Origin of the sequence: Streptomyces qaidamensis (assembly GCF_001611795.1) — a bacterium.
GTDB classification, from domain to species: domain Bacteria; phylum Actinomycetota; class Actinomycetes; order Streptomycetales; family Streptomycetaceae; genus Streptomyces; species Streptomyces qaidamensis.
The window spans coordinates 1,864,534-1,884,197 of sequence record NZ_CP015098.1 but is presented as its reverse complement, the minus strand read 5'-3'; the positions used below and the strand labels follow the sequence as shown (position 1 = coordinate 1,884,197).

The window sequence follows — 19,664 nt, the reverse complement described above, 5'->3', positions numbered from 1 at the left end:
GTTGCGTGCTCTAGCCTTTGATTTGAAGGTGACGGGGGATGGAAGCGGCAAGCGAGCCGAACGCGAAGCAATGCAGGAAGTGTCAGCGGGATCTGCCGCTTGCTGCGTTTGCCCGCGACAAGAATCGGCGTGACGGCCTCCAGGTGCACTGCCGGGAGTGCGTGGCGGAGTACAGCGCCGCGCACTACCGGCGTCGCCGGGAAGCCATGGGGAAGCCCGTCCGGGAGCAGGTGAATGTCCCGACCGGGTTCAAGCTCTGCCGGACGTGCGGCGAGATCAAGCCGCACAGTGAATGGCACCGCAACGCGAGCGCATCCGACGGGCTGTCAACCCGCTGCAGAGCATGCCGGGCGGTGCAGGGGCGGCAGGGGCACCTCAAGCGTCAGTACGGCATCACGGAAGCCGAACGCGACGGTCTGATCGCCTCCCAGGGAGGCGTGTGTTGTATATGTCTGTCGGCTGTGCCCGAGCATGTGGATCACTGCCACAAGACGGGTAGGGTCCGAGGCGTACTGTGCTTCAGCTGCAACGCCGCACTGGGGCAGTTCAAAGATCGGCCCGATGCCATAAGGCGGGCTGCTGCTTACGTGGAAGGAATCGCGTGGAAGCCAACACTCGTAGCACCGGGCGTCTACCGGCTGCCTTCCTGACGCCAGGGTCTTCCTCCTTCATGGACTTCCTGTCCGAGCACCAGCCGGAGATCCTGCCCGGCAATCGGCAACTGCCGCCCACCCAGGGCGTGATCGAGGCACCGCACGGGACCACGATCGTCGCCGTGACGTTCCCAGGCGGCGTGGTCCTCGCCGGTGACCGGCGCGCCACCATGGGCAACGTCATCGCCCAGCGGGACATCGAGAAGGTCTTCCCGGCCGACGAGTACTCGGCGGTGGGCATCGCCGGTACGGCGGGCCTGGCCGTGGAGATGGTGAAGCTGTTCCAGCTGGAGCTGGAGCACTTCGAGAAGGTCGAGGGCGCGCAGCTGTCCCTGGAGGGCAAGGCGAACCGGCTGTCGACGATGATCCGTTCCAATCTCGGCATGGCCATGCAGGGCTTGGCCGTGGTGCCGTTGTTCGCCGGGTACGACGTGGACCGCGGCAGGGGCCGGATCTTCTCCTACGACGTCACCGGCGGCCGCTCCGAGGAGCAGAACTACGCGGCCACCGGCTCCGGGTCGATCTTCGCCCGCGGCGCCATGAAGAAGCTCTTCCGGGAGGACCTCAGCGAGGCCGAGGCCACGACGCTGGTGGTCCAGGCGCTGTACGACGCGGCAGACGACGACTCGGCGACCGGTGGTCCCGATGTCGCCCGCCGGATCTATCCCATCATCACCGTGATCACCGACGACGGCTTCCGCCGGCTCACCGAGACCGAGGCGTCCGAGATCGCGCGCTCGATCCTGGAGCGGCGGCTGGAGCAGCCCGACGGGCCGCGGGCCGCGCTGCTGTAGCGGCGATCGTCTTCGTGAGGGTGGTCCAGTGAACCGACGGAATCTTCAAGAGAGGGATGGATAACCGGTGTCGACGCCGTTCTATGTCTCACCTCAGCAGGCCATGGCCGACCGGGCGGAGTACGCCCGCAAGGGCATCGCCCGTGGTCGCAGCCTGGTCGTGCTGCAGTTCGCCGACGGCATCGTGTTCGTCGGCGAGAACCCGTCCCGTGCGCTGCACAAGTTCAGCGAGATCTACGACCGGATCGGCTTCGCGGCCGCCGGCAAGTACAACGAGTACGAGAACTTGCGGATCGGCGGGGTCCGGTATGCCGACCTGCGGGGTTACACCTACGACCGCGACGATGTGACGGCCCGGGGCCTGGCGAACGTCTACGCCCAGACGCTGGGCACGATCTTCTCCAGCGCTGCCGAGAAGCCGTACGAGGTGGAGCTGGTCGTCGCCGAGGTCGGGGAGACGCCCGAGGGTGACCAGATCTACCGGCTGCCGCACGACGGTTCCATCGTGGACGAGCACGGCTCGGTCGCGGTGGGCGGCAACGCCGAGCAGATCAGCAGCTATCTGGACCAGCGCCACCAGGAGGGCATGACGCTCGCGGAGGCGCTGAAGCTGGCGGTGCAGGCGCTGTCGCGCGACACCAACGGCAGCGAGCGGGAGATCCCCGCGGAGCGGCTGGAGGTCGCGGTGCTGGACCGCACGCGCCCGCAGAAGCGCAAGTTCAAGCGGATCAGCGGGGGGCAGCTGTCGCGGCTGCTCGAGGCGGGTGCCGCCGGCGGTGACGCGGAGGGGGCGTCGGAGGACGCCGAGTAGCTCTCAGGTGGTGTGACGCGCCCTGGCCGGCGGTGTTGTGGCCGGGGTGCGTCGCTGTGTGCGGGGGTGCGGGTGTTTGCGCCTTCCGGTCGGGTGGTGGGCCGGGGCCGTTCCGGGGGGTGTCCGTCCTCGGAACGGCGCGATGGTGTCGGACGCCGACTGACTGTCCGTTGACGTGCCGACCGCTGCGGGCGGACACCCCCCGACATGTCTCCTTGCGTAGGGACGGCGGGTGCGGGCGCGCTCTGCCCTGGCTGCGGGCATGCGTGCCGCTGGGGGCGGCGCGGGTGGGCGGTGGGGGTGCCCCGGCTCGAGCGGAGCCGAGAGCTTGGGGGAGGCACCCCGCTTCGCCGGGTTGCGGACCCGCCCGGCCTCAGCGGCATCGCCCCGGCGCCGTCAACGAGGCGGTGCCGTAGAGCTTCGTACCACCAGTTGGACCGGGATGTCCCCGCTCTCGGGGGCGCGGTCCTCCAGGACGGCGAGCAGGGCGCGCATGCCGCGTTCGCCGAAGAGTTCGGCGTTCAGGCGGACGGTCGTCAGTTCCGGGTCCATGGCCGTGGCCAGGGCCAGGTCGTCGACGCCCGTGACCGACAGGTCGTCCGGGATGCGCAGCCCGAGGCGGCGGGCCGCCTTGTACGTACCGGCCGCGAGCTGGTCGTCGTCGCAGATCACGGCGGTGGGGCGGGCACCGGGAGCGGCGAGCGCCGTTTCGGCGGCGGCTACCGCGCCCTCGATGGAGATCGGGGCCCGGGCCGTGCTGACCGATGTGCCCGGTACCTCCGACAGCCTCGCCGCCAGTTCCCGGGCGCGTACCTCGAAGGTCCAGGAGGGGACGTCCGCCGCCAGGTGGAGGAAGCGGCGGTGGCCCAGGGACAGCAGGTGCTCCGCGGCCTGGCGGACGCCGTCGGCGATGTCCAGGTTCACCGTCGCCGCCCCCAGGCTGCCGTCCGGGTCGCTGTCCAGCATCACCAGTGGCAGCGCCTCGCCGCGGATCGCGGTCAGGGCGTCCGCGGCCATGGAGGAGGCGATCACGCCGTCCAGTGCGGCCTGTGCGGAGGCGAAGGGGTCACGGGCGGGGCCGATGCCCTCGGGGGAGGGGTAGAGGACCACGCCGAAGCCGTGCTCGGCGGCGACGCGGGCGGCGCCCGTGTAGACGCCGGCGAAGAACTCGGTGGTGAGGGCGGGGACGACGAGGAGGACCGTGCGGGTGCGGCCCAGGCGCAGGTTGCGGGCGGCCAGGTTCGGGCGGTAGCCGAGGTCGCGGGCGGCGTCCCGGACGCGCTCGGCTGTGGTCTCCGAGACGCGGCCGCGCCATTTGTCGCCGAGGACCAGGGACACGGCCGCCTGGGAGACGCCGGCGGCCTGGGCGACGTCTCGGCTCGTGGGGCGGGTGCTGCCTCGTGCCACCGTCGGCCTGCTCCTTCGTCTGGACTCGCGAACAGCGGACATGGTACGTATGGAAACCGACGTTATACGTAAAACCTAGGGCGGGGACATGGCCACGGGATACCTGGAGATCCTTCGGGCGCGACACGCCGCCCGGTTGCTCGTCGGCACACTGGTCGGCCGGCTGCCCAACGCCACGGCCGCCATCGCGATCGTGCTGTTCGTCCGGGCGGAGGGCGGCACGTACACCCTGGCGGGGGCGCTGGCGGCCGTCTACGGCGTCGCCAACGCCGTGGGGCAGCCCGTGCTGGGCAGGATCGTCGACCTGCGCGGGCAGCCGCGCGTGCAGCTTCCTGCGGCCGTCCTGTCCGGGCTGGCGATGGCCGTCTTCGCCTTCTCCGGCATCGGGTCGCTGCCGCTCGCCTATGCCGCGGTGGCCGGCGCCGGGCTCTTCACACCGCCCCTGGAGGGCGGGCTGCGGGCGCTGTGGCCGTCCGTGCTGCGCAGGGAGGACCAGGTGCACACGGCGTACGCCATGGACGCCGTGGCCCAGGAGGTGATGTTCACCGTCGGACCGCTGCTCGTGACGCTGTGCGTGTCGCTGTGGTCGGCCCAGGCGGCGCTGCTCGTGCTGAACGTGGTCGGGGTGCTGGGGGCACTGTCCGTCGTGGTGTCGGAGCCCTCGCGCGCCTGGCGGTCGGCGCCGCGCGAGGCGCACTGGCTGGGCGCGCTGCGCTCGCCCGGACTGCTCGCGCTGCTGGCGGCGTTCCTGTTCATCGGGATGGCGCTCGGATCCATCACGGTCGCCTCGGTGCCCTACGCGGACGACCACGGCGGAGACGCCGTGTACGGCTGGCTGATGGCGGCCCTGGGCTTCGGGGCCCTGGTCGGCGGCACCGTCTACGGTGCCCGGCAGTGGGCCGGTGAGCCCGCGCGGCGACTGCGGGTGCTGGTGGCTTTTCTGGTGGTGTGTTACCTCCCGCTGATGCTCATGCCGGACGCCGTGCCCATGGTGGCGCTGACCGCGCTCGCCGGAGTCTTCCTCGCGCCTGCCATCGCCTGCGCGTTCGTCCTGGTCGACCGGCACGCCCCGCGCGGCACGGTCACCGAGGCGTTCTCCTGGCTGGTGACGACGTTCACCGTGGGCCACTCGGTCGGAACGGGCGTCGCGGGGCCCGTGGTCGAGACGGGCGGGGCCCTGTGGGGTTTCGCCGTGCCGGCCGTCGCCGGTGGCGTGTCCCTGCTGGTTTTGACCGCCACGGGACGGGTAGTCGCAGCTCCCGGCCAGGGAGCGGTCGTTGCGGCCGGTTGGGAAAATGATCCAAACCGTGCCGTCGAACCCCGTTTCAGTTCAGGGGATCGGGCGTAATGTTCCCTCATGGACCGCCGCATTTTCGGGCTGGAGAACGAGTACGGCGTCACGTGCACGTTCAGGGGACAGCGCCGCCTGTCTCCTGACGAGGTGGCGCGGTACCTCTTCCGCCGTGTCGTGTCATGGGGCCGCAGCAGCAATGTCTTTCTGCGAAACGGCGCCCGCCTCTATCTCGACGTGGGATCGCATCCGGAATACGCGACACCGGAATGCGACAACGTGACCGAACTGGTCACGCACGACAAAGCAGGCGAGCGCATTCTCGAAGGACTCCTGGTGGACGCCGAACGACGCCTGCACGAGGAGGGAATCGCGGGCGACGTCTACCTCTTCAAGAACAACACCGACTCGGCGGGCAACTCCTACGGCTGCCACGAGAACTATCTGGTCGCCCGGCACGGGGAGTTCTCCCGGCTCGCGGACATTCTCATTCCGTTCCTGGTCACACGGCAGCTGCTGTGCGGTGCCGGCAAGGTGCTGCAGACGCCGCGCGGTGCCGTGTACTGCGTCAGCCAGCGGGCCGAGCACATCTGGGAGGGCGTCTCCTCGGCGACGACCCGCTCCCGGCCCATCATCAACACGCGTGACGAGCCGCACGCGGACGCCGAGCGCTACCGCCGCCTGCACGTCATCGTGGGCGACTCCAACATGTCCGAGACGACCATGCTGCTCAAGGTCGGCGCCACCGACCTGGTGCTGCGCATGATCGAGGCGGGCACGGTGATGCGGGACCTCACCCTGGAGAACCCGATCCGGGCGATCCGTGAGGTCAGCCACGACATCACCGGCCGCCGCAAGGTGCGCCTGGCCAGCGGACGCGAGGCCTCGGCGCTGGAGGTACAGCGCGAGTACTACGAGAAGGCCCTGGACTTCTGCGAGCGCCGGGGCATCCGCACCGGCACCGTCGAGCAGGTTCTGGAGCTGTGGGGCCGCACACTGGACGCGATCGAGGCCGAGGACCTCGACCGCATCGGCACCGAGATCGACTGGGTCATGAAGTACAAGCTCATCGAGCGGTACCGCGCCAAGCACAACATGACCATGTCGCATCCGCGGGTCGCGCAGATAGACCTCGCCTACCACGACATCCACCGCCGTCGTGGCCTGTACTACCTGCTCGAGAAGAAGGGCCAGGCGGCCCGTATCTGCAACGACTTGAAGATCTTCGAGGGCAAGTCCGTTCCCCCGCAGACCACTCGGGCCCGGCTGCGCGGCGACTTCATCCGGCGGGCCCAGGAACAGCGCCGTGACTTCACGGTCGACTGGGTGCACCTGAAGCTCAACGACCAGGCTCAGCGGACCGTGCTGTGCAAGGACCCGTTCCGTTCCGTGGACGACCGGGTGGAGAAGCTGATCGCCGGAATGTGAGCCGGTTCCGGCCACTCCGTGAAGCCGATGCCCGGAGGTTTTCCCACCTCCGGGCATCGGCCTTTTCCCCCGTATCCGGTCGTTCCTGAGCGGCCCGGGCGGCGCCGTGTCGCGCGGTGAGGCGGGTGCGGAGCGTGTACGCCGTAGAGTGGCGGACATTGCCCCCACATCACCGATCCCAGTTGGACTGATGAACTACAACACGAAACGACGCGTGGCCGCGTTGCTGGCCGTTCCCGCCCTGTTGTTCACCGCCGCGTGCGGATCGGACGACGGGAACAACGGCGACACGGCGGGAGGCGTCGCCGAGATCAAGGGGAAGGTCGGGGCGAAGCCCGAGATCTCCGTGCCCAAGGACGGCAAGCCGTCCGACAAGACCGTGGTCAAGACGGTCTCGGCGGGCAGCGGGACCCCGATCAAGGGCTCGGACTTCGTCCGCCTGGACTGGACCGTCGAGAAGTGGGGCGGGGGTCAGGAGCTCGGCGGCACCTGGGCCGCGGGAGCCACGGGTGACAAGGCTCCCCGCCGGCAGTCCATCGAGCAGATCGGCAAGCCGAGCCAGCAGCTCCCCGAGAAGGTCCTCGACGCGGTGAAGGGCAAGAAGCCCGGCAGCCGGATCCTGGTGCAGGGCACCGCGGGTGATCTGATCGGCCAGAGCCTCAACACCTCCTCCGGGATCGCCGCCAAGGACGTGCTGATCTGGGTGGTCGACCCGGTCGGTGCCGCGAGCGTCGACACCAAGGCCGAGGCCAAGGGCGAGCAGGCGCCCTCCGAGCCGGGTATGCCCGAGGTGAAGTCCCCGTCGCAGAAGGCCGCGGTCATCACCATCCCGAAGGGTGAAAAGGCTCCCAAGGATCTCAAGGAGCAGGTGCTGATCAAGGGCGACGGCAAGAGGGTCGAGGCCGGTCAGGGGCTCATCGCCCAGTACACCGGCGTCAAGTGGGAGGACGGCAAGAAGTTCGATTCCTCCTGGGACCACGGGGGCGCCACGGCCTTCCAGATCGGCAACGGCTCGGTGGTGGCAGGCTGGGACAAGGGCCTCGTCGGCAAGCACGTGGGCGACCGGGTGCTGCTGGTGATCCCGCCCTCGCTGGGCTACGGCGCGAACCCGCAGAGCGAGCTGGCCAAGAACACACTGGTCTTCACGGTGGACATCCTCGGCACGGTCTGACCCGGCCGGTCTGTGAGACTGTCCCCGACGCAGGTCACGTAACAAGGAGAGATGAAGTGAGCATCGACAAGCCCGAGATCGACTTCCCGGGCGGCGAGCCCCCGGCGGACCTCGAGATCAAGGACATCTGGGAGGGCGACGGCCCGGTCGCGCAGGCCGGCCAGACCGTCACCGTGCACTACGTGGGTGTCTCCTTCAGCACCGGCGAGGAGTTCGACGCCAGCTGGAACCGCGGCACGCCCTTCCGCTTCCCGCTGGGCGGCGGCCGGGTCATCAAGGGCTGGGACCAGGGCGTGCAGGGCATGAAGGTCGGCGGCCGCCGCCAGCTGACCATCCCCGCCCACCTCGCCTACGGCAACCAGAGCCCGTCGCCTCTGATCAAGGCCGGCGAGACGCTGATCTTCGTGGTCGACCTGCTCGGGGTCTGAGCAAGCTCCGACAGACTCGATCATGTGGGGCCCATGCCTGTTCGGGCATGGGCCCTCGGCTTTTGCCGTGCCACCGTGTGGCGGTACGGTCATCGCTCGTAAGCACCATAGGGAGGCGAAGCGCGTCGATGGCCATTGCCAAGGCGGAGCGGCTGATGAATCTGGCGCTGTGTCTGCTCGGGACTCGGCGGCCGCTCAGCAAGCGTGAGCTGCGCGACTCCATCGAGGCCTACGTCGAGGCCTTCGGGCCGGGCAGCGGTGCGTCCGGCTCCGATGATTCCTTCAACCGCATGTTCGAGCGCGACAAGGACGACCTGCGCGAACTCGGGCTGGTCATCGAGACCGTCGAGAGCCTCGACGGCGAGATCGGCTACCTGGCCCGGCGTGACAGCAACCGCCTGCCGCCCATCACCCTGGACGCCGAGGAGGCCGCTGCCCTCGGGCTGGCCGCCAAGGTGTGGCAGCAGGCCCGGCTCGCCGGAGCGGCCAGCGGCGCCCTGCAGAAGCTGCGCGCGGCCGGACTCCCCGAGGACGTCGACCCGTACGGGTCGCACGGCGCGCTGGAGCCGCGCATCCCCGTGCACGAGGCCGCCTTCGAGCCGCTGATGTTGGCCTGCCGGGACCGCCGGCCCGTCGCCTTCGACTACCGCAAGGCCACCGCCGCCCACCCCGAGCAGCGGCACGTGGAGCCGTGGGCGCTGGAGTGCTGGCGGGGTCACTGGTACCTGGCGGGCTGGGACCGCGACCGGGGTGCCGAGCGGGTCTTCCGGCTGTCGCGGATCACCGGCAAGGTCCGCTCGCGCGGCGGCCGCTACACGGCACCCGTGCCGGACGTCGTCACCGTCCGCGAGACCGTCGCGAGCTGGGCCGGGGAGGTTGCCGACCGCTCGGCGCGGATCCGGCTGCGTGCGGGCGCGGGCTACCCCCTTCGGGCGAAAGCCACCTCCGTCCGGGAACTTGGCGACGGCTGGGACGAGTTGGAGGTTCCGTACGGCCACGGGCTGGACGCCTGGCTGGTGGAGTTCGGGCCGGACGTGGTCGTCCTGGAGCCCGCCGAGCTGCGGGGCGACGTGGTGGACCGGCTGCGGGCCGTGGCCAAGGGCTGAGGGGGAGCGGAAACAGTGGCAGGCAAACCGGTCAGGCCCGTGAACGCCATCGACCAGACCCGGCGGATGCTCTCGCTGGTGACCTATCTGAAGGAGCGCCCCGGAGCCCGGGTCGAGGACGTCGCGCGCGCCTTCGGCATCAGCGAGGACGAGCTGGTCTCCGACCTCGATGTGCTGCCCATGTGCGGCACCAGCTTCCGCGGCGGCGACCTGCTCGACATCGACACCGACGGCGAGCGCATCTGGTGGCACAACCCGGCCGCCCTCGCGGCGGAGGCCGCCGAGCCGCTCCGGCTCGCCGCCGACGAGGCGACGGCCCTGCTCGTCGCCGCCCGGGCGGTCTCCACGCTCCCCGGACTGCGCGAGAGCGACCGGCAGGCGCTGCTGCGGGCGACGGCCAAGGTGGAGACCGCGGCCGGTGAGGCGGCGGGCGCCAGTTCGCGCCTGTCCGTGACCTTCGAGTCGGAGGGCGGCGTCTTCGCGGACGTCGACCGGGCGATCGCCGAGCGCCGCAGGCTGTGGATCCGCTACTACTCGCCGGCGCGCGACGAGGTGACCGAACGGGAGATCGACCCCATCCGCCTGGTCAGCGTCGGACACACGTACGTCGAGGCCTGGTGCCGCCGCTCCGAGGCGCGCCGCACCTTCCGGCTCGACCGGGTGGCCGAGATCAAGATCCTGGACGAGCCGTCGGCGCCGCCCGAGATCGAGCTGAGGGACCTCTCCGAGGCCCTGGTGCAGCCCGCGGCCGAGGACCCGGAGGTCGTGGTCGAGGTCGGGCCCGGCGGCCGCTGGGTCGCGGAGTACTACCCGCACGACAGTGCGGATGAGCTCCCGGACGGCGGGCTGCGTATCACCCTGCGGACCCCCGACCCGGCGTCGCTCCGGCGCCTGGCCCTGCGGCTCGGGCGGGACGGCCGGATCGTCTCACCGCCGGAGCTGGCCGACAGTGCCCGGCAGGCGGCCCGTGAGGCGCTGGCGGCGTACGACGGGGTCGAGGCGGAGCGGTCGGCTGGCGTCGCGGAGGCCGGCGCCCGCGGGCCGCAGGCGGCGCACGCGGTTCCGGACGGGCCCGGCGACGGACCCGGGTGAGCCCCAGGCGCCCGACCGGGGTCCGCGGCCGGCACAGCCGGACCACGACACCGGCCGTGGCGCCCCGGAGGCGAACCACCCCAGAAAGAGGAGCGAGGGCTTGAGCGAGTCGGCGACGTCCGGTGTGCGGGGCATGACGGTGGAGTCCGCGTTCGCCGGGATGAGAAGCGTGACCCCGGTCGTCTTCAAGGCGGGCTGCCCCGACTGCCGAGGGTGCTTCGAGCTCGCCGCGGGCGCCCTGCGCCTGGCCATCGGCGCCACGAGCCGCACCACCTTCTACTCCTTCACCTGCCCGGAGTGCGGTGCGTCCGTCCGCAAGCCCGCGGGGGAGCGGATCGTGGAGCTGCTCACCGTCGGCGGTGTGCGGACCCTCAGGCTGCACTCCACCGTCTAGGGGGCTGGACCTCCGCCCGCCCGGGACGGTCTAGGCTCGGCGTCATGTTCTGGCCGATGTTCGCGGTTGCCGTGGGATTCGTGGGTCTCGTCGTGCTCGGGGTGCTCGCCGTGCGGGTGTTCGTGGAGGCACAGCGCCTGGGCAGGCAGGTCACGGACTCGGCGCGCCGTATCAACCGGGCCGCCGAGGATCTGGAGCGGGCGGCGGGGAGTGCGGCCCGGTCGGTGGATGCTCTGTGAGTCCGGCGGGCGGCGGCCATGAGTTGCTTTTGGGACACTTCGCCCTGTCACCCGGGCGGTTCGGACAGGTACTCTGCTGGTCGCGGCCCGGTTAACGAGGCACTGGTCGCGGACGGGAGTACGCACGGGGGATGCAGAGGGATTGCCTCACGTTCACCCCCGGGCGTTACGATCGCTGCCAGCACGATCGTTCGGACATGTGTCCGACCGGTCGGACAGCACCCCACCACAGCCGCCTCGGTGAGAAGGTAAAGACTTATGTTCGGAAGGCTCGGAGCCCCCGAGATCATTCTCATCCTCGTCGTCATCATCCTGCTGTTCGGCGCGAAGAAGCTTCCGGACATGGCTCGGTCGCTCGGCAAGTCCGCCCGCATCCTCAAGAGCGAGGCCAAGGCGATGAAGGACGAGAACAAGTCCTCCACGACCCCGGCCGGCCCGCCCAACAACGACGAGCCCTCGCAGCGCACCATCCAGGCAGCGCCCGGTGACGTGACCAGCTCGCGTCCGGTCAACGAGCCCACGGACACGACCAAGCGCTGACGCAGGGCCGGTGACCTCCGGCCCGCCGCACGAGATGGGAACGTGGGTTGCTGAAGTCTGCCCGCAAGCAGGAGAAGGATCCCGAGGGGCGGATGCCCCTCGCGGAGCACCTTCGCGAGCTCCGCAACCGGCTCGCCAAGGCGATGTTGGCGATCGTCGCCGTCACGGTCGTCGCCGCCTTCTTCTACAACGACATCATCAACTTGATCACCAAGCCGATCCTCGACTCGGTCGGCTGTGACAAGACCTTCGCCGAGCTGGCCAAGTCGCAGGTCGGCACGAAGCCCTGTGCGCAGATCACCATCAACGGCCTGCTCACCCCCTTCACGCTGGCGCTGAAGGTGTCGCTGATGGCCGGTGTCGTGCTGGCCTCGCCGGCCTGGCTCTACCAGCTGTGGGCCTTCGTCGCGCCGGGACTGCACCGCCACGAGCGGAAGTACGCCTACGCCTTCGTCGCCACGGGCGCCCCGCTGTTCATCGTCGGCGCCTACTTCGCCTACACGGTGCTCCCCACCACGGCGAAGGTGCTCCTGGAGTTCACACCGGGCGGCACGTCCAACCTCCTTCCGCTGGACGACCTGCTCGACCTGGTCATGCGGATGGTGCTCGTCTTCGGCCTCTCCTTCGAGCTGCCGCTGCTGCTGGTCATGCTCAACCTCACCGGGGTGCTCACCGGCAAGCGCATGCTCGGCTGGTGGCGCGGCATGATCATGGGCATCACGGTGTTCGCGGCGATCGCCACGCCCAGCACCGACCCGCTGACCATGCTGGCGCTCGCGGCACCGATCTGGATCCTGTACTTCGCGGCCGTCGCCTTCTCCCTGCTCAACGACCGCCGGCGCAGCCGTCGCGAGGCCCTGGGCCCCGCCGACGACGAGGCCTCCGAGCTGGATCTCACCCCCGACGACATCGGCGAGATCGAGCCCGTCACCACCAGCAGGGCCGCGCTGCCCGAGCAGGCGAGCTCGGAGCGCTCGGACCGGGTCAACGGTTATGACGACGTGACCTGAAGATCGCCAGGCAGATCGTAGGGTCGGTCGCGTGACCAGCGAGATCACCCTCTTCGTCAACCCCACCGCGGGCCGCGGCCGGGGCGCCCACGCGGCGCAGCCGGCCGCTTCCGCGTTGCGGGCGGCCGGCTTCTCGGTCCGGACGGTCCTCGGGGAGGACGCCGCGGACGCCCTCGTACGCGCGCGTGCGGCCGTCGAGGGCGGAACGGGCGCGCTGATCGCCGTCGGCGGTGACGGCATGGCGGGCCTCGCACTGCGGGCCGTCGCGGGCACCCGCACCCCGCTCGGCCTGGTCGCCGTCGGCACCGGCAACGACTTCGCCCGCGCCCTCGGCCTGCCCGTGCGGGAGCCCGCCGCCGCGGGCCGCATGATCGCCGACGCCCTCAAGTGCGGCCGGATCCGCGACATCGACCTCGGGCAGGTGGGCGACCGCTGGTTCGGCACGGTCCTGGCCTCCGGCTTCGACTCCCGTGTCAACGACCGCGGCAACCGCATGCGATGGCCCACGGGCCGTCTCAAGTACGACCTGGCGATGATCGCCGAACTCACCGGGTTCCGGCCCGTCCCGTACCGGATTCGGCTCGACGACGGAGAGGTCCGTGAGGTCGAGGCGACCCTCGTGGCCGTCGGCAACGGCTCCTCGTACGGCGGCGGCATGCGGATCTGCCCCGGCGCCGACCTGACCGACGGGCTGTTCGACATCACCGTCGTCGGTGACTGCAGCCGGGCTACGCTGCTGCGGGTGTTCCCGAGGGTGTACCGGGGCACGCACGTCGGCCATCCGAAGGTGACCGTGCTGCGGTCGGCCCGGGTCGAGATCGCCGCCGAGGACGTCACCGGCTACGCCGACGGCGAGCCGCTCGGCCCGCTGCCGCTGAGCGCGCGCTGCGTACGCGGGGGCGTGCGGGTCGTCGGCCCCTGAGGCGCGCTGCCCCTGAGCTGCGCCGATCCCTGGTTTCACAGGAACGGATCCGGATAATGATCGTCCTGTTGTCAGTGCGGCCCGGTACGCTCGAAAGCACGATGACAGAGGACCTCTCACCGGCCGAGCGGTACGCGGCAGCCCGCCTGCGGGCAGCCGAGCAGGCCACCGCGCTCGCGGGCTTCCGCGAGATGTACGACTTCGGTCTCGACCCCTTCCAGATCGAGGCCTGCCAGGCGCTCGAGGAAGGGAAGGGCGTGCTCGTCGCCGCGCCCACCGGCTCCGGCAAGACGATCGTCGGCGAGTTCGCCGTCCACCTCGCCCTCCGGCAGGGCAAGAAGTGCTTCTACACGACACCCATCAAGGCGCTGTCCAACCAGAAGTACGCCGACCTGTGCCGCCGCTACGGCACGGACAAGGTGGGCCTGCTGACCGGCGACAACAGCGTCAACTCCGAAGCGCCGGTGGTCGTGATGACCACCGAGGTGCTGCGGAACATGCTGTACGCCGGTTCCCAGACCCTCCTGGGCCTCGGCTACGTGGTCATGGACGAGGTGCACTACCTCTCCGACCGGTTCCGCGGTGCCGTCTGGGAAGAGGTGATCATCCACCTCCCCGAGTCGGTCACGCTCGTCTCGCTCTCGGCGACCGTGTCGAACGCCGAGGAGTTCGGCGACTGGCTCGACACCGTCCGCGGCGACACCCAGGTGATCGTCTCCGAGCACCGGCCCGTGCCGCTGTTCCAGCACGTGCTGGCCGGGCGGCGGATGTACGACCTCTTCGAGGAGGGCGAGGGCCACAGGAAGGCCGTCAACCCCGACCTGACACGCATGGCCCGCATGGAGGCGAGCCGGCCGTCGTACCAGGACCGCCGGCGCGGCCGGTCCATGCGCGACGCCGACCGAGAGCGTGAGCGCCGCCAGCGCTCCCGGATCTGGACGCCGAGCCGGCCCGAGGTCATCGAGCGGCTCGACGCCGAGGGGCTGCTGCCCGCCATCACCTTCATCTTCAGCCGCGCCGCCTGCGAGGCCGCCGTCCAGCAGTGCCTGTTCGCGGGGCTGAGGCTCAACGAAGAGGAGGCGCGCGAACGCGTCCGTGCCCTGGTCGAGGAGCGCACGGCGTCCATCCCGAGGGAGGACCTGCACGTCCTCGGCTACTACGAGTGGCTGGAGGGCCTGGAGCGCGGCATCGCGGCCCACCACGCGGGCATGCTGCCGACCTTCAAGGAGGTCGTCGAGGAGCTGTTCGTGCGTGGCCTGGTCAAGGCCGTGTTCGCCACCGAGACCCTCGCCCTCGGCATCAACATGCCCGCCCGCTCGGTGGTGCTGGAGAAGCTCGTCAAGTGGAACGGCGAGCAGCACGCGGACATCACCCCGGGCGAGTTCACCCAGTTGACCGGCCGGGCCGGGCGGCGCGGCATCGACGTCGAGGGCCACGCGGTCGTCCTCTGGCAGCGCGGCATGAGCCCCGAGCACCTCGCCGGCCTGGCCGGCACGCGCACATACCCGCTGCGCTCCAGCTTCAAGCCCTCGTACAACATGGCGGTCAACCTGGTCGAGCAGTTCGGGCGGCACCGCTCGCGTGAACTGCTGGAGACGTCGTTCGCGCAGTTCCAGGCGGACAAGTCGGTCGTCGGCATCTCCCGGCAGGTGCAGCGCAACGAGGAGGGCCTTGAGGGCTACAAGGCTTCCATGACCTGCCACCTCGGCGACTTCGAGGAGTACGCGCGGCTGCGCCGCGAGCTGAAGGACCGGGAGAACGAGATCGCCCGGCAGGGCGTGGCCCAACGGCGCGCGGAAGCCGCCGTCGCGCTGGAGAAGCTGAAGCCCGGTGACGTCATCCACGTGCCCACCGGCAAGTACGCGGGCCTGGCGCTGGTGCTGGACCCGGGGCTGCCGGCGGGCCGGTCGAACGGCCACCGCGGCTTCGAGCACCACGACGGGCCGCGCCCGCTGGTGCTGACCGCGGAGCGGCAGGTGAAGCGACTGGCGTCCATGGACTTCCCGGTGCCGGTCGAGCCGCTGGAGCGGATGCGGATCCCCAAGTCCTTCAACCCCCGCTCCCCGCAGTCCCGTCGGGACCTCGCGTCGGCGCTGCGCACCAAGGCCGGGCACATCCCCGCCGAGCGGCATCGCAAGCAGCGTTCCCAGGCCGCCGACGACCGCGAGATCGCCCGGCTGCGGACCACGCTGCGCGCGCACCCCTGCCACGGTTGCAACGACCGTGAGGACCACGCCCGGTGGGCCGAGCGGTACCACCGGCTGCTGCGCGACACCTCGCAGCTGGAGCGGCGGATCGAGGGCCGTACGAACACAATCGCCCGGACGTTCGACCGTATCGTGGCGCTGCTGACCGAGCTGGACTATCTGCGCGCCGACGACGTCACCGAGCACGGCAAGCGGCTCGCGCGGCTCTACGGCGAGCTGGACCTGCTCGCCAGCGAGTGTCTGCGCGAGGGTGTCTGGGAGGGTCTCGGACCGGCCGAACTGGCCGCGTGCGTCTCGGCGTTGGTGTACGAGTCGCGGGTCGCGGACGACGCGATGGCCCCGAAGGTGCCGTCCGGTAAAGCCAAGGCCGCGCTGGGCGAGATGGTGCGGATCTGGGGGCGGCTGGACGCGCTGGAGGAGGAGTTCCGGATCACCCAGACCGAGGGGGTCGGGCAGCGGGAGCCCGACCTCGGCTTCGCCTGGGCCGCGTACGAGTGGGCCTCAGGGAAGGGGCTCGACGAGGTGCTGCGCGAGGCGGAGATGCCGGCGGGGGACTTCGTGCGGTGGTGCAAGCAGGTCATCGATGTGCTGGGGCAGATCGCTGCGGCGGCTCCGCAGGGGTCCTCGGTTGTGAAGAACGCCCGTAAGGCAGTGGATCTGTTGCTGCGGGGTGTTGTCGCCTACTCGTCGGTGGGGTGACTGTTTGCTGCGCGGGTGACCGCCGTCGGTGGTCGTTCGCGCCCACGCGGCGGGGCCGCGCAATGACACAGCCCCCCGCCCCTGGAGGAGCGATGTTCTGAAGTCCCTCACCCGTGACGGTGAGGGACTTTCGTATGCCCGTTCGTCGCTACGTACAGTATTCGAACGATGTCGCAGCGTGTAAACGACTGAGCGTACTATCCCTTCGCGTCCGGTTTCCGGCAGATGCTGAATATGACACAGCGATGATCCGGTCGGACTAAGCTCGCCCGCAGCGCACCGGCTTGAGATGAATTCGTGCGCTTGTTCCCCAATGTGTGGAAGATCCCGACAGCTTCATGACATACCCCCCTGCAAGTCCTCCCGAACCTCAGTCGACTCCTGTCAGAAGGCCCACATGGTGAGTGTTCAATCCCCTCCCGGTCGCCGTGAACTTCCCTATGCGCGCGTGCTGTTGCTGCCGGCCATAGTCATGGCCGCGGCGACCGGAGCCGCCGTCGCCCTGGTGACGGAGCCGGCCCGGGGCGCCGTCGGCTGGTGCGGCGGCATCGCCACGGCACTCGTGCTCGCGACGGCGGCCGAGGCGGTGCGCCGCGGCCGTGCGCTGCGCAACCAGCGTGCGGAGCACGCCCGGCACACCGAGCATCTGGAACAGCGGATCGCCGCCCACGAGAACGAACTGGTCCGCTTCTCCAGGGAGATCGTGCCCGCCGCGCTCGATCTGCTGCGCACCGGAGAATCCCCCAGGGAGGTGATTCGCAAGCTCGGCCTCGCCAGCCCCCTGTTCCGCAATCTCCCCGCCCCGCAGGCCGAGACGCTGCTGACGGTCCTCAAGATCGTCGACCGCGAAGTGACCATGCGCGACGCCGCAGCGCGCTCCTTCGTCAGTGTCGCCCGCCGCGTCCAGGCGATCATCCACCAGCAGGCCGAGGAACTCCGGGAGATGGAGGAGGACCACGGCCGCAACCCGGAGGTCTTCGACGACCTGCTGCGCATCGACCACGGCAACGCCCTGATCGGCCGCCTGGCCGACTCCGTCTCCGTCCTCGGCGGCGGCCGCCCCGGACGGCAGTGGCCCGAGCCGGTGTCCCTCTACAGCACCCTGCGCGGCGCCATGTCCCGCATCCTGGAGTACCGGCGCATCCAGCTGTCCTCCATCGCCAAGGTCAGCGTCAAGGGCATCTACGTCGAGCCGGTCATCCACGCCGCCGCCGAACTCCTCGACAACGCCACGCGCTACTCGCCCCCGCAGACCAAGGTGCACGTCACCGCCACCGAGGTGCAGACCGGCGTCTGCATCGAGATCGAGGACGGCGGTGTCAACCTCAACGAGGAGGCACGCGCCCGGATCGAGGGCATGCTGGAGGCCGCCAAGGCGGGCGTCGACCTCCAGGACATCGGCGAGCACCCGCGCCTCGGCCTCGCCGTCGTGGGCCGCCTCTGCACGGCGTACAACATGCAGGTCTCGCTGCGCGCCTCCGCGTACGGCGGCGTGCGCGCCATCCTCATCGTGCCGAGCGAGATGATCACCCACGAGCCCGGTGTCGGACTGGCCCACGGTATCGGCGCCACCGGCATCCCCATGACGGTCGGCATTCCCGAGGGCCCCAAGCGCGCGCCCAAGAGGCGCCGTCCCACCAGCCCGAAGATCCCCGCCACGGTCTCCCTGGAGGACGACGACGTCCCCGAGGTCACCGAGTGGACCGCGAACGGCCTGCCGCAGCGCCGCAGCCGGGTGAAGATGCCGCTCGCCGAGCGGCTCGCCCAGCAGGCCGCCAACGAGAAGGCCGACCGGGAGGCCGCCGAGCGTGGCGAGTACAACCCCTGGGCGGCGACGCAGGAGCCCGAGACCAAGCCCCTGCGCGACATGTCGGCGCCCGACGCGCCCGGCAAGGGGCTGGAGGCCTTCTGGGAGGGGCTGAAGCAGGGCATCGAGCCCGGCACGCACCCGACCGACTTCATTCGGAACCCGACCAAGTACCTGCACCTGATCAACGACCCGGCTCCCACCGAGGCCGACGACGAGGGGGACCTCAAGTGATCCAGCAGCGAGGCAACTTCGACTGGATGCTCAAGCAGCTCGCCGACGGCGTGCCGGGCATCGAGATGATCGTGGTGCTCTCGGCCGACGGTCTGCGCATCGCCCGCTACGGCGGCGAGCCCGACGCGGCCGACCGGGTCGCCGCGGCCTGCGCCGGCCTGCAGTCCCTCGCGGGCAGCGTCTGCCAGGAACTCACCGTGGGCGACGGCGAGATGAAGCTCGTCATGATCGAGATCGACCGCGGCTACTTCTACCTGATGTCCGCCGGCGCCAACGCCTTCCTCGCGGTGCTCTCCGACGTCCGGTGCGAACCCGGCCGGATGAGCGCGATGATGCGCGATCTGGTCGTCCGGATCGGCGGCCATCTCACCAGTCCCCCCCCGCGGAACGGGCAGATCGTATGACGCCTCCCCAACGCCAGAGGCGCGACCCCGCATCGGAACCGCCCACGCCCCAGGAGGGCGACGGCAAGCCCGGGAATCCGGAGCGGATGTACGTGGTGGCCGGCCCGGACGGTGAACGGGCCGAGCTCGACCTGGTGACGTTAATCGTGGCGCGTGCCACGGACCCACCGCCGTCAGCCTCTCCCGAGCAGGCGGCGCTGCTCCGACTCTGCGCCGCCCCCCTGTCCGTGGCCGAGCTGTCGGCCTACCTCCACCTGCCGTTCAGCGCGATGGGCGTGCTGCTCACCGAGTTGCTGACGGCGGAACTGGTGCAGGCGCGTGCCCCGATCGTCCGCAAGGCGCGCTCCGACCGTTCCCTCCTCGAAGCGGTGATGAATGGACTTCAACGGCTCTGACACCATCCCGGGCCCCCGGACCGAGGACCAGCTGCCCCACACGGCGCAGGCCGCGGCCAAGATCGTGATCGTGGGTGGCTTCGGCGTCGGCAAGACGACCATGGTCGGGTCGGTCAGCGAGATCACACCGCTGACCACCGAGGAGACCATGACGCAGGCCGGCATCGGTGTCGACGACAACTTCGGCTCCGCGTCCAAGACGGCCACCACCGTCGCCATGGACTTCGGCCGGATCAGCATCACCGACCAGCTGGTGCTGTATCTCTTCGGCACGCCCGGCCAGCAGCGCTTCTGGTTCCTGTGGAACGGCCTGTTCGAGGGCGCGCTGGGCGCGGTGGTCCTGGTCGACACCCGGCGGCTGGAGGTCAGCTTCGACGTCATGGGGCGGCTGGAGGAGCGCGGCGTGCCGTTCGTGGTCGCCATCAACTCCTTCCCCGACGCCCCTCGTTACGACGTCGAGGAGCTGCGCACGGCCCTCGACCTCACGCCGGACATCCCGATCATCGAGTGCGACGCGCGGCGGCGGGCCTCCAGCCGCGACGTCCTGATGACCCTCATGCGCTTCCTGCACTCGCTCGCCATGACGGGCTCGCTCACCTGACCCGCATCACCCGGCCCGCACCTTCCCCCCC

20 protein-coding genes are annotated in these 19,664 nt (G+C 70.3%); 19 read left to right on the top strand and 1 reads right to left on the bottom strand.

The features are described 5' to 3' along the window. Window positions 1-38 precede the first annotated feature (38 nt). The 3 genes from A4E84_RS40460 (at window position 39) to prcA (ending at window position 2,258) form a co-directional block, all read left to right on the top strand. Entirely contained in the window at window positions 39-650 is a 612-nt protein-coding gene (locus tag A4E84_RS40460; RefSeq protein WP_079128904.1) for an endonuclease VII domain-containing protein, read from the top strand. Next, a complete protein-coding gene (prcB, locus tag A4E84_RS08195; RefSeq protein WP_062925899.1) occupies window positions 602-1,447 on the top strand; it encodes a proteasome subunit beta in 846 nt (281 codons plus the stop codon). Before A4E84_RS40460 ends, prcB begins: the two co-directional genes overlap by 49 nt. A 67-nt stretch (window positions 1,448-1,514) precedes the next feature. Continuing rightward, window positions 1,515-2,258 (top strand): proteasome subunit alpha, encoded by a 744-nt coding sequence (prcA, locus tag A4E84_RS08190; protein ID WP_062925898.1) that lies wholly within the window; start codon window positions 1,515-1,517, stop codon window positions 2,256-2,258. A 396-nt stretch (window positions 2,259-2,654) separates the two neighbouring features. Here prcA and A4E84_RS08185 read toward each other — a convergent pair whose 3' ends face one another. Beyond that, window positions 2,655-3,707: a LacI family DNA-binding transcriptional regulator gene (locus tag A4E84_RS08185; RefSeq protein ID WP_107308286.1), complete on the bottom strand. Its 1,053-nt coding sequence runs from the start codon at window positions 3,705-3,707 to the stop codon at window positions 2,655-2,657. A gap of 46 nt (window positions 3,708-3,753) precedes the next feature. On the opposite strand from A4E84_RS08185, the gene A4E84_RS08180 reads away from it, so the two are divergent. From A4E84_RS08180 to A4E84_RS08105, 16 genes are all read left to right on the top strand, one after another. Next, window positions 3,754-5,013, top strand: coding sequence for an MFS transporter (locus tag A4E84_RS08180; protein WP_062925896.1), 1,260 nt, complete (start codon window positions 3,754-3,756; stop codon window positions 5,011-5,013). Between the two features lie 9 nt (window positions 5,014-5,022). Continuing rightward, window positions 5,023-6,384, top strand: coding sequence for a Pup--protein ligase (pafA, locus tag A4E84_RS08175; protein WP_031106199.1), 1,362 nt, complete (start codon window positions 5,023-5,025; stop codon window positions 6,382-6,384). Window positions 6,385-6,574: 190 nt separating this feature from the next. After that, window positions 6,575-7,555, top strand: a complete 981-nt coding sequence (locus tag A4E84_RS08170; RefSeq protein WP_079128903.1) for an FKBP-type peptidyl-prolyl cis-trans isomerase — start codon at window positions 6,575-6,577, stop codon at window positions 7,553-7,555. Between the two features lie 56 nt (window positions 7,556-7,611). Further along, window positions 7,612-7,983: an FKBP-type peptidyl-prolyl cis-trans isomerase gene (locus tag A4E84_RS08165; RefSeq protein ID WP_030848632.1), complete on the top strand. Its 372-nt coding sequence runs from the start codon at window positions 7,612-7,614 to the stop codon at window positions 7,981-7,983. 128 nt (window positions 7,984-8,111) lie between these two features. Then, window positions 8,112-9,089, top strand: coding sequence for a helix-turn-helix transcriptional regulator (locus A4E84_RS08160; RefSeq protein WP_062925895.1), 978 nt, complete (start codon window positions 8,112-8,114; stop codon window positions 9,087-9,089). Between the two features lie 15 nt (window positions 9,090-9,104). Beyond that, on the top strand, window positions 9,105-10,181 hold the full coding sequence (locus A4E84_RS08155; protein ID WP_237304880.1) for a helix-turn-helix transcriptional regulator: 1,077 nt from the start codon (window positions 9,105-9,107) through the stop codon (window positions 10,179-10,181). Window positions 10,182-10,281: 100 nt separating this feature from the next. Then, the gene (locus A4E84_RS08150; RefSeq protein WP_062925893.1) at window positions 10,282-10,575 is read left to right on the top strand and encodes a hypothetical protein; all 294 of its coding nucleotides are present in this window, start codon (window positions 10,282-10,284) and stop codon (window positions 10,573-10,575) included. 44 nt (window positions 10,576-10,619) lie between these two features. Then, complete coding sequence (locus tag A4E84_RS08145) at window positions 10,620-10,814, top strand: hypothetical protein (protein WP_033311910.1); 195 nt, start codon at window positions 10,620-10,622, stop codon at window positions 10,812-10,814. A 258-nt stretch (window positions 10,815-11,072) separates the two neighbouring features. Next, window positions 11,073-11,354, top strand: a complete 282-nt coding sequence (gene tatA, locus A4E84_RS08140) for a Sec-independent protein translocase subunit TatA (protein ID WP_033311911.1) — start codon at window positions 11,073-11,075, stop codon at window positions 11,352-11,354. 47 nt (window positions 11,355-11,401) lie between these two features. Continuing rightward, entirely contained in the window at window positions 11,402-12,364 is a 963-nt protein-coding gene (tatC, locus tag A4E84_RS08135; protein WP_062925892.1) for a twin-arginine translocase subunit TatC, read from the top strand. Window positions 12,365-12,395: 31 nt separating this feature from the next. After that, window positions 12,396-13,286, top strand: a complete 891-nt coding sequence (locus A4E84_RS08130; RefSeq protein WP_062925891.1) for a diacylglycerol kinase — start codon at window positions 12,396-12,398, stop codon at window positions 13,284-13,286. A gap of 56 nt (window positions 13,287-13,342) precedes the next feature. Beyond that, on the top strand, window positions 13,343-16,192 hold the full coding sequence (locus tag A4E84_RS08125; protein ID WP_062925890.1) for a DEAD/DEAH box helicase: 2,850 nt from the start codon (window positions 13,343-13,345) through the stop codon (window positions 16,190-16,192). 397 nt (window positions 16,193-16,589) lie between these two features. After that, the gene (locus A4E84_RS08120; RefSeq protein WP_079128902.1) at window positions 16,590-18,233 is read left to right on the top strand and encodes a sensor histidine kinase; all 1,644 of its coding nucleotides are present in this window, start codon (window positions 16,590-16,592) and stop codon (window positions 18,231-18,233) included. Beyond that, complete coding sequence (locus tag A4E84_RS08115; RefSeq protein ID WP_062925888.1) at window positions 18,230-18,637, top strand: roadblock/LC7 domain-containing protein; 408 nt, start codon at window positions 18,230-18,232, stop codon at window positions 18,635-18,637. The genes A4E84_RS08120 and A4E84_RS08115 overlap by 4 nt, the downstream gene beginning before the upstream one ends. Then, a complete protein-coding gene (locus A4E84_RS08110; RefSeq protein WP_062925887.1) occupies window positions 18,634-19,032 on the top strand; it encodes a DUF742 domain-containing protein in 399 nt (132 codons plus the stop codon). Before A4E84_RS08115 ends, A4E84_RS08110 begins: the two co-directional genes overlap by 4 nt. Continuing rightward, window positions 19,013-19,633, top strand: coding sequence for a GTP-binding protein (locus A4E84_RS08105; protein ID WP_062925886.1), 621 nt, complete (start codon window positions 19,013-19,015; stop codon window positions 19,631-19,633). Before A4E84_RS08110 ends, A4E84_RS08105 begins: the two co-directional genes overlap by 20 nt. Window positions 19,634-19,664 lie beyond the last annotated feature (31 nt).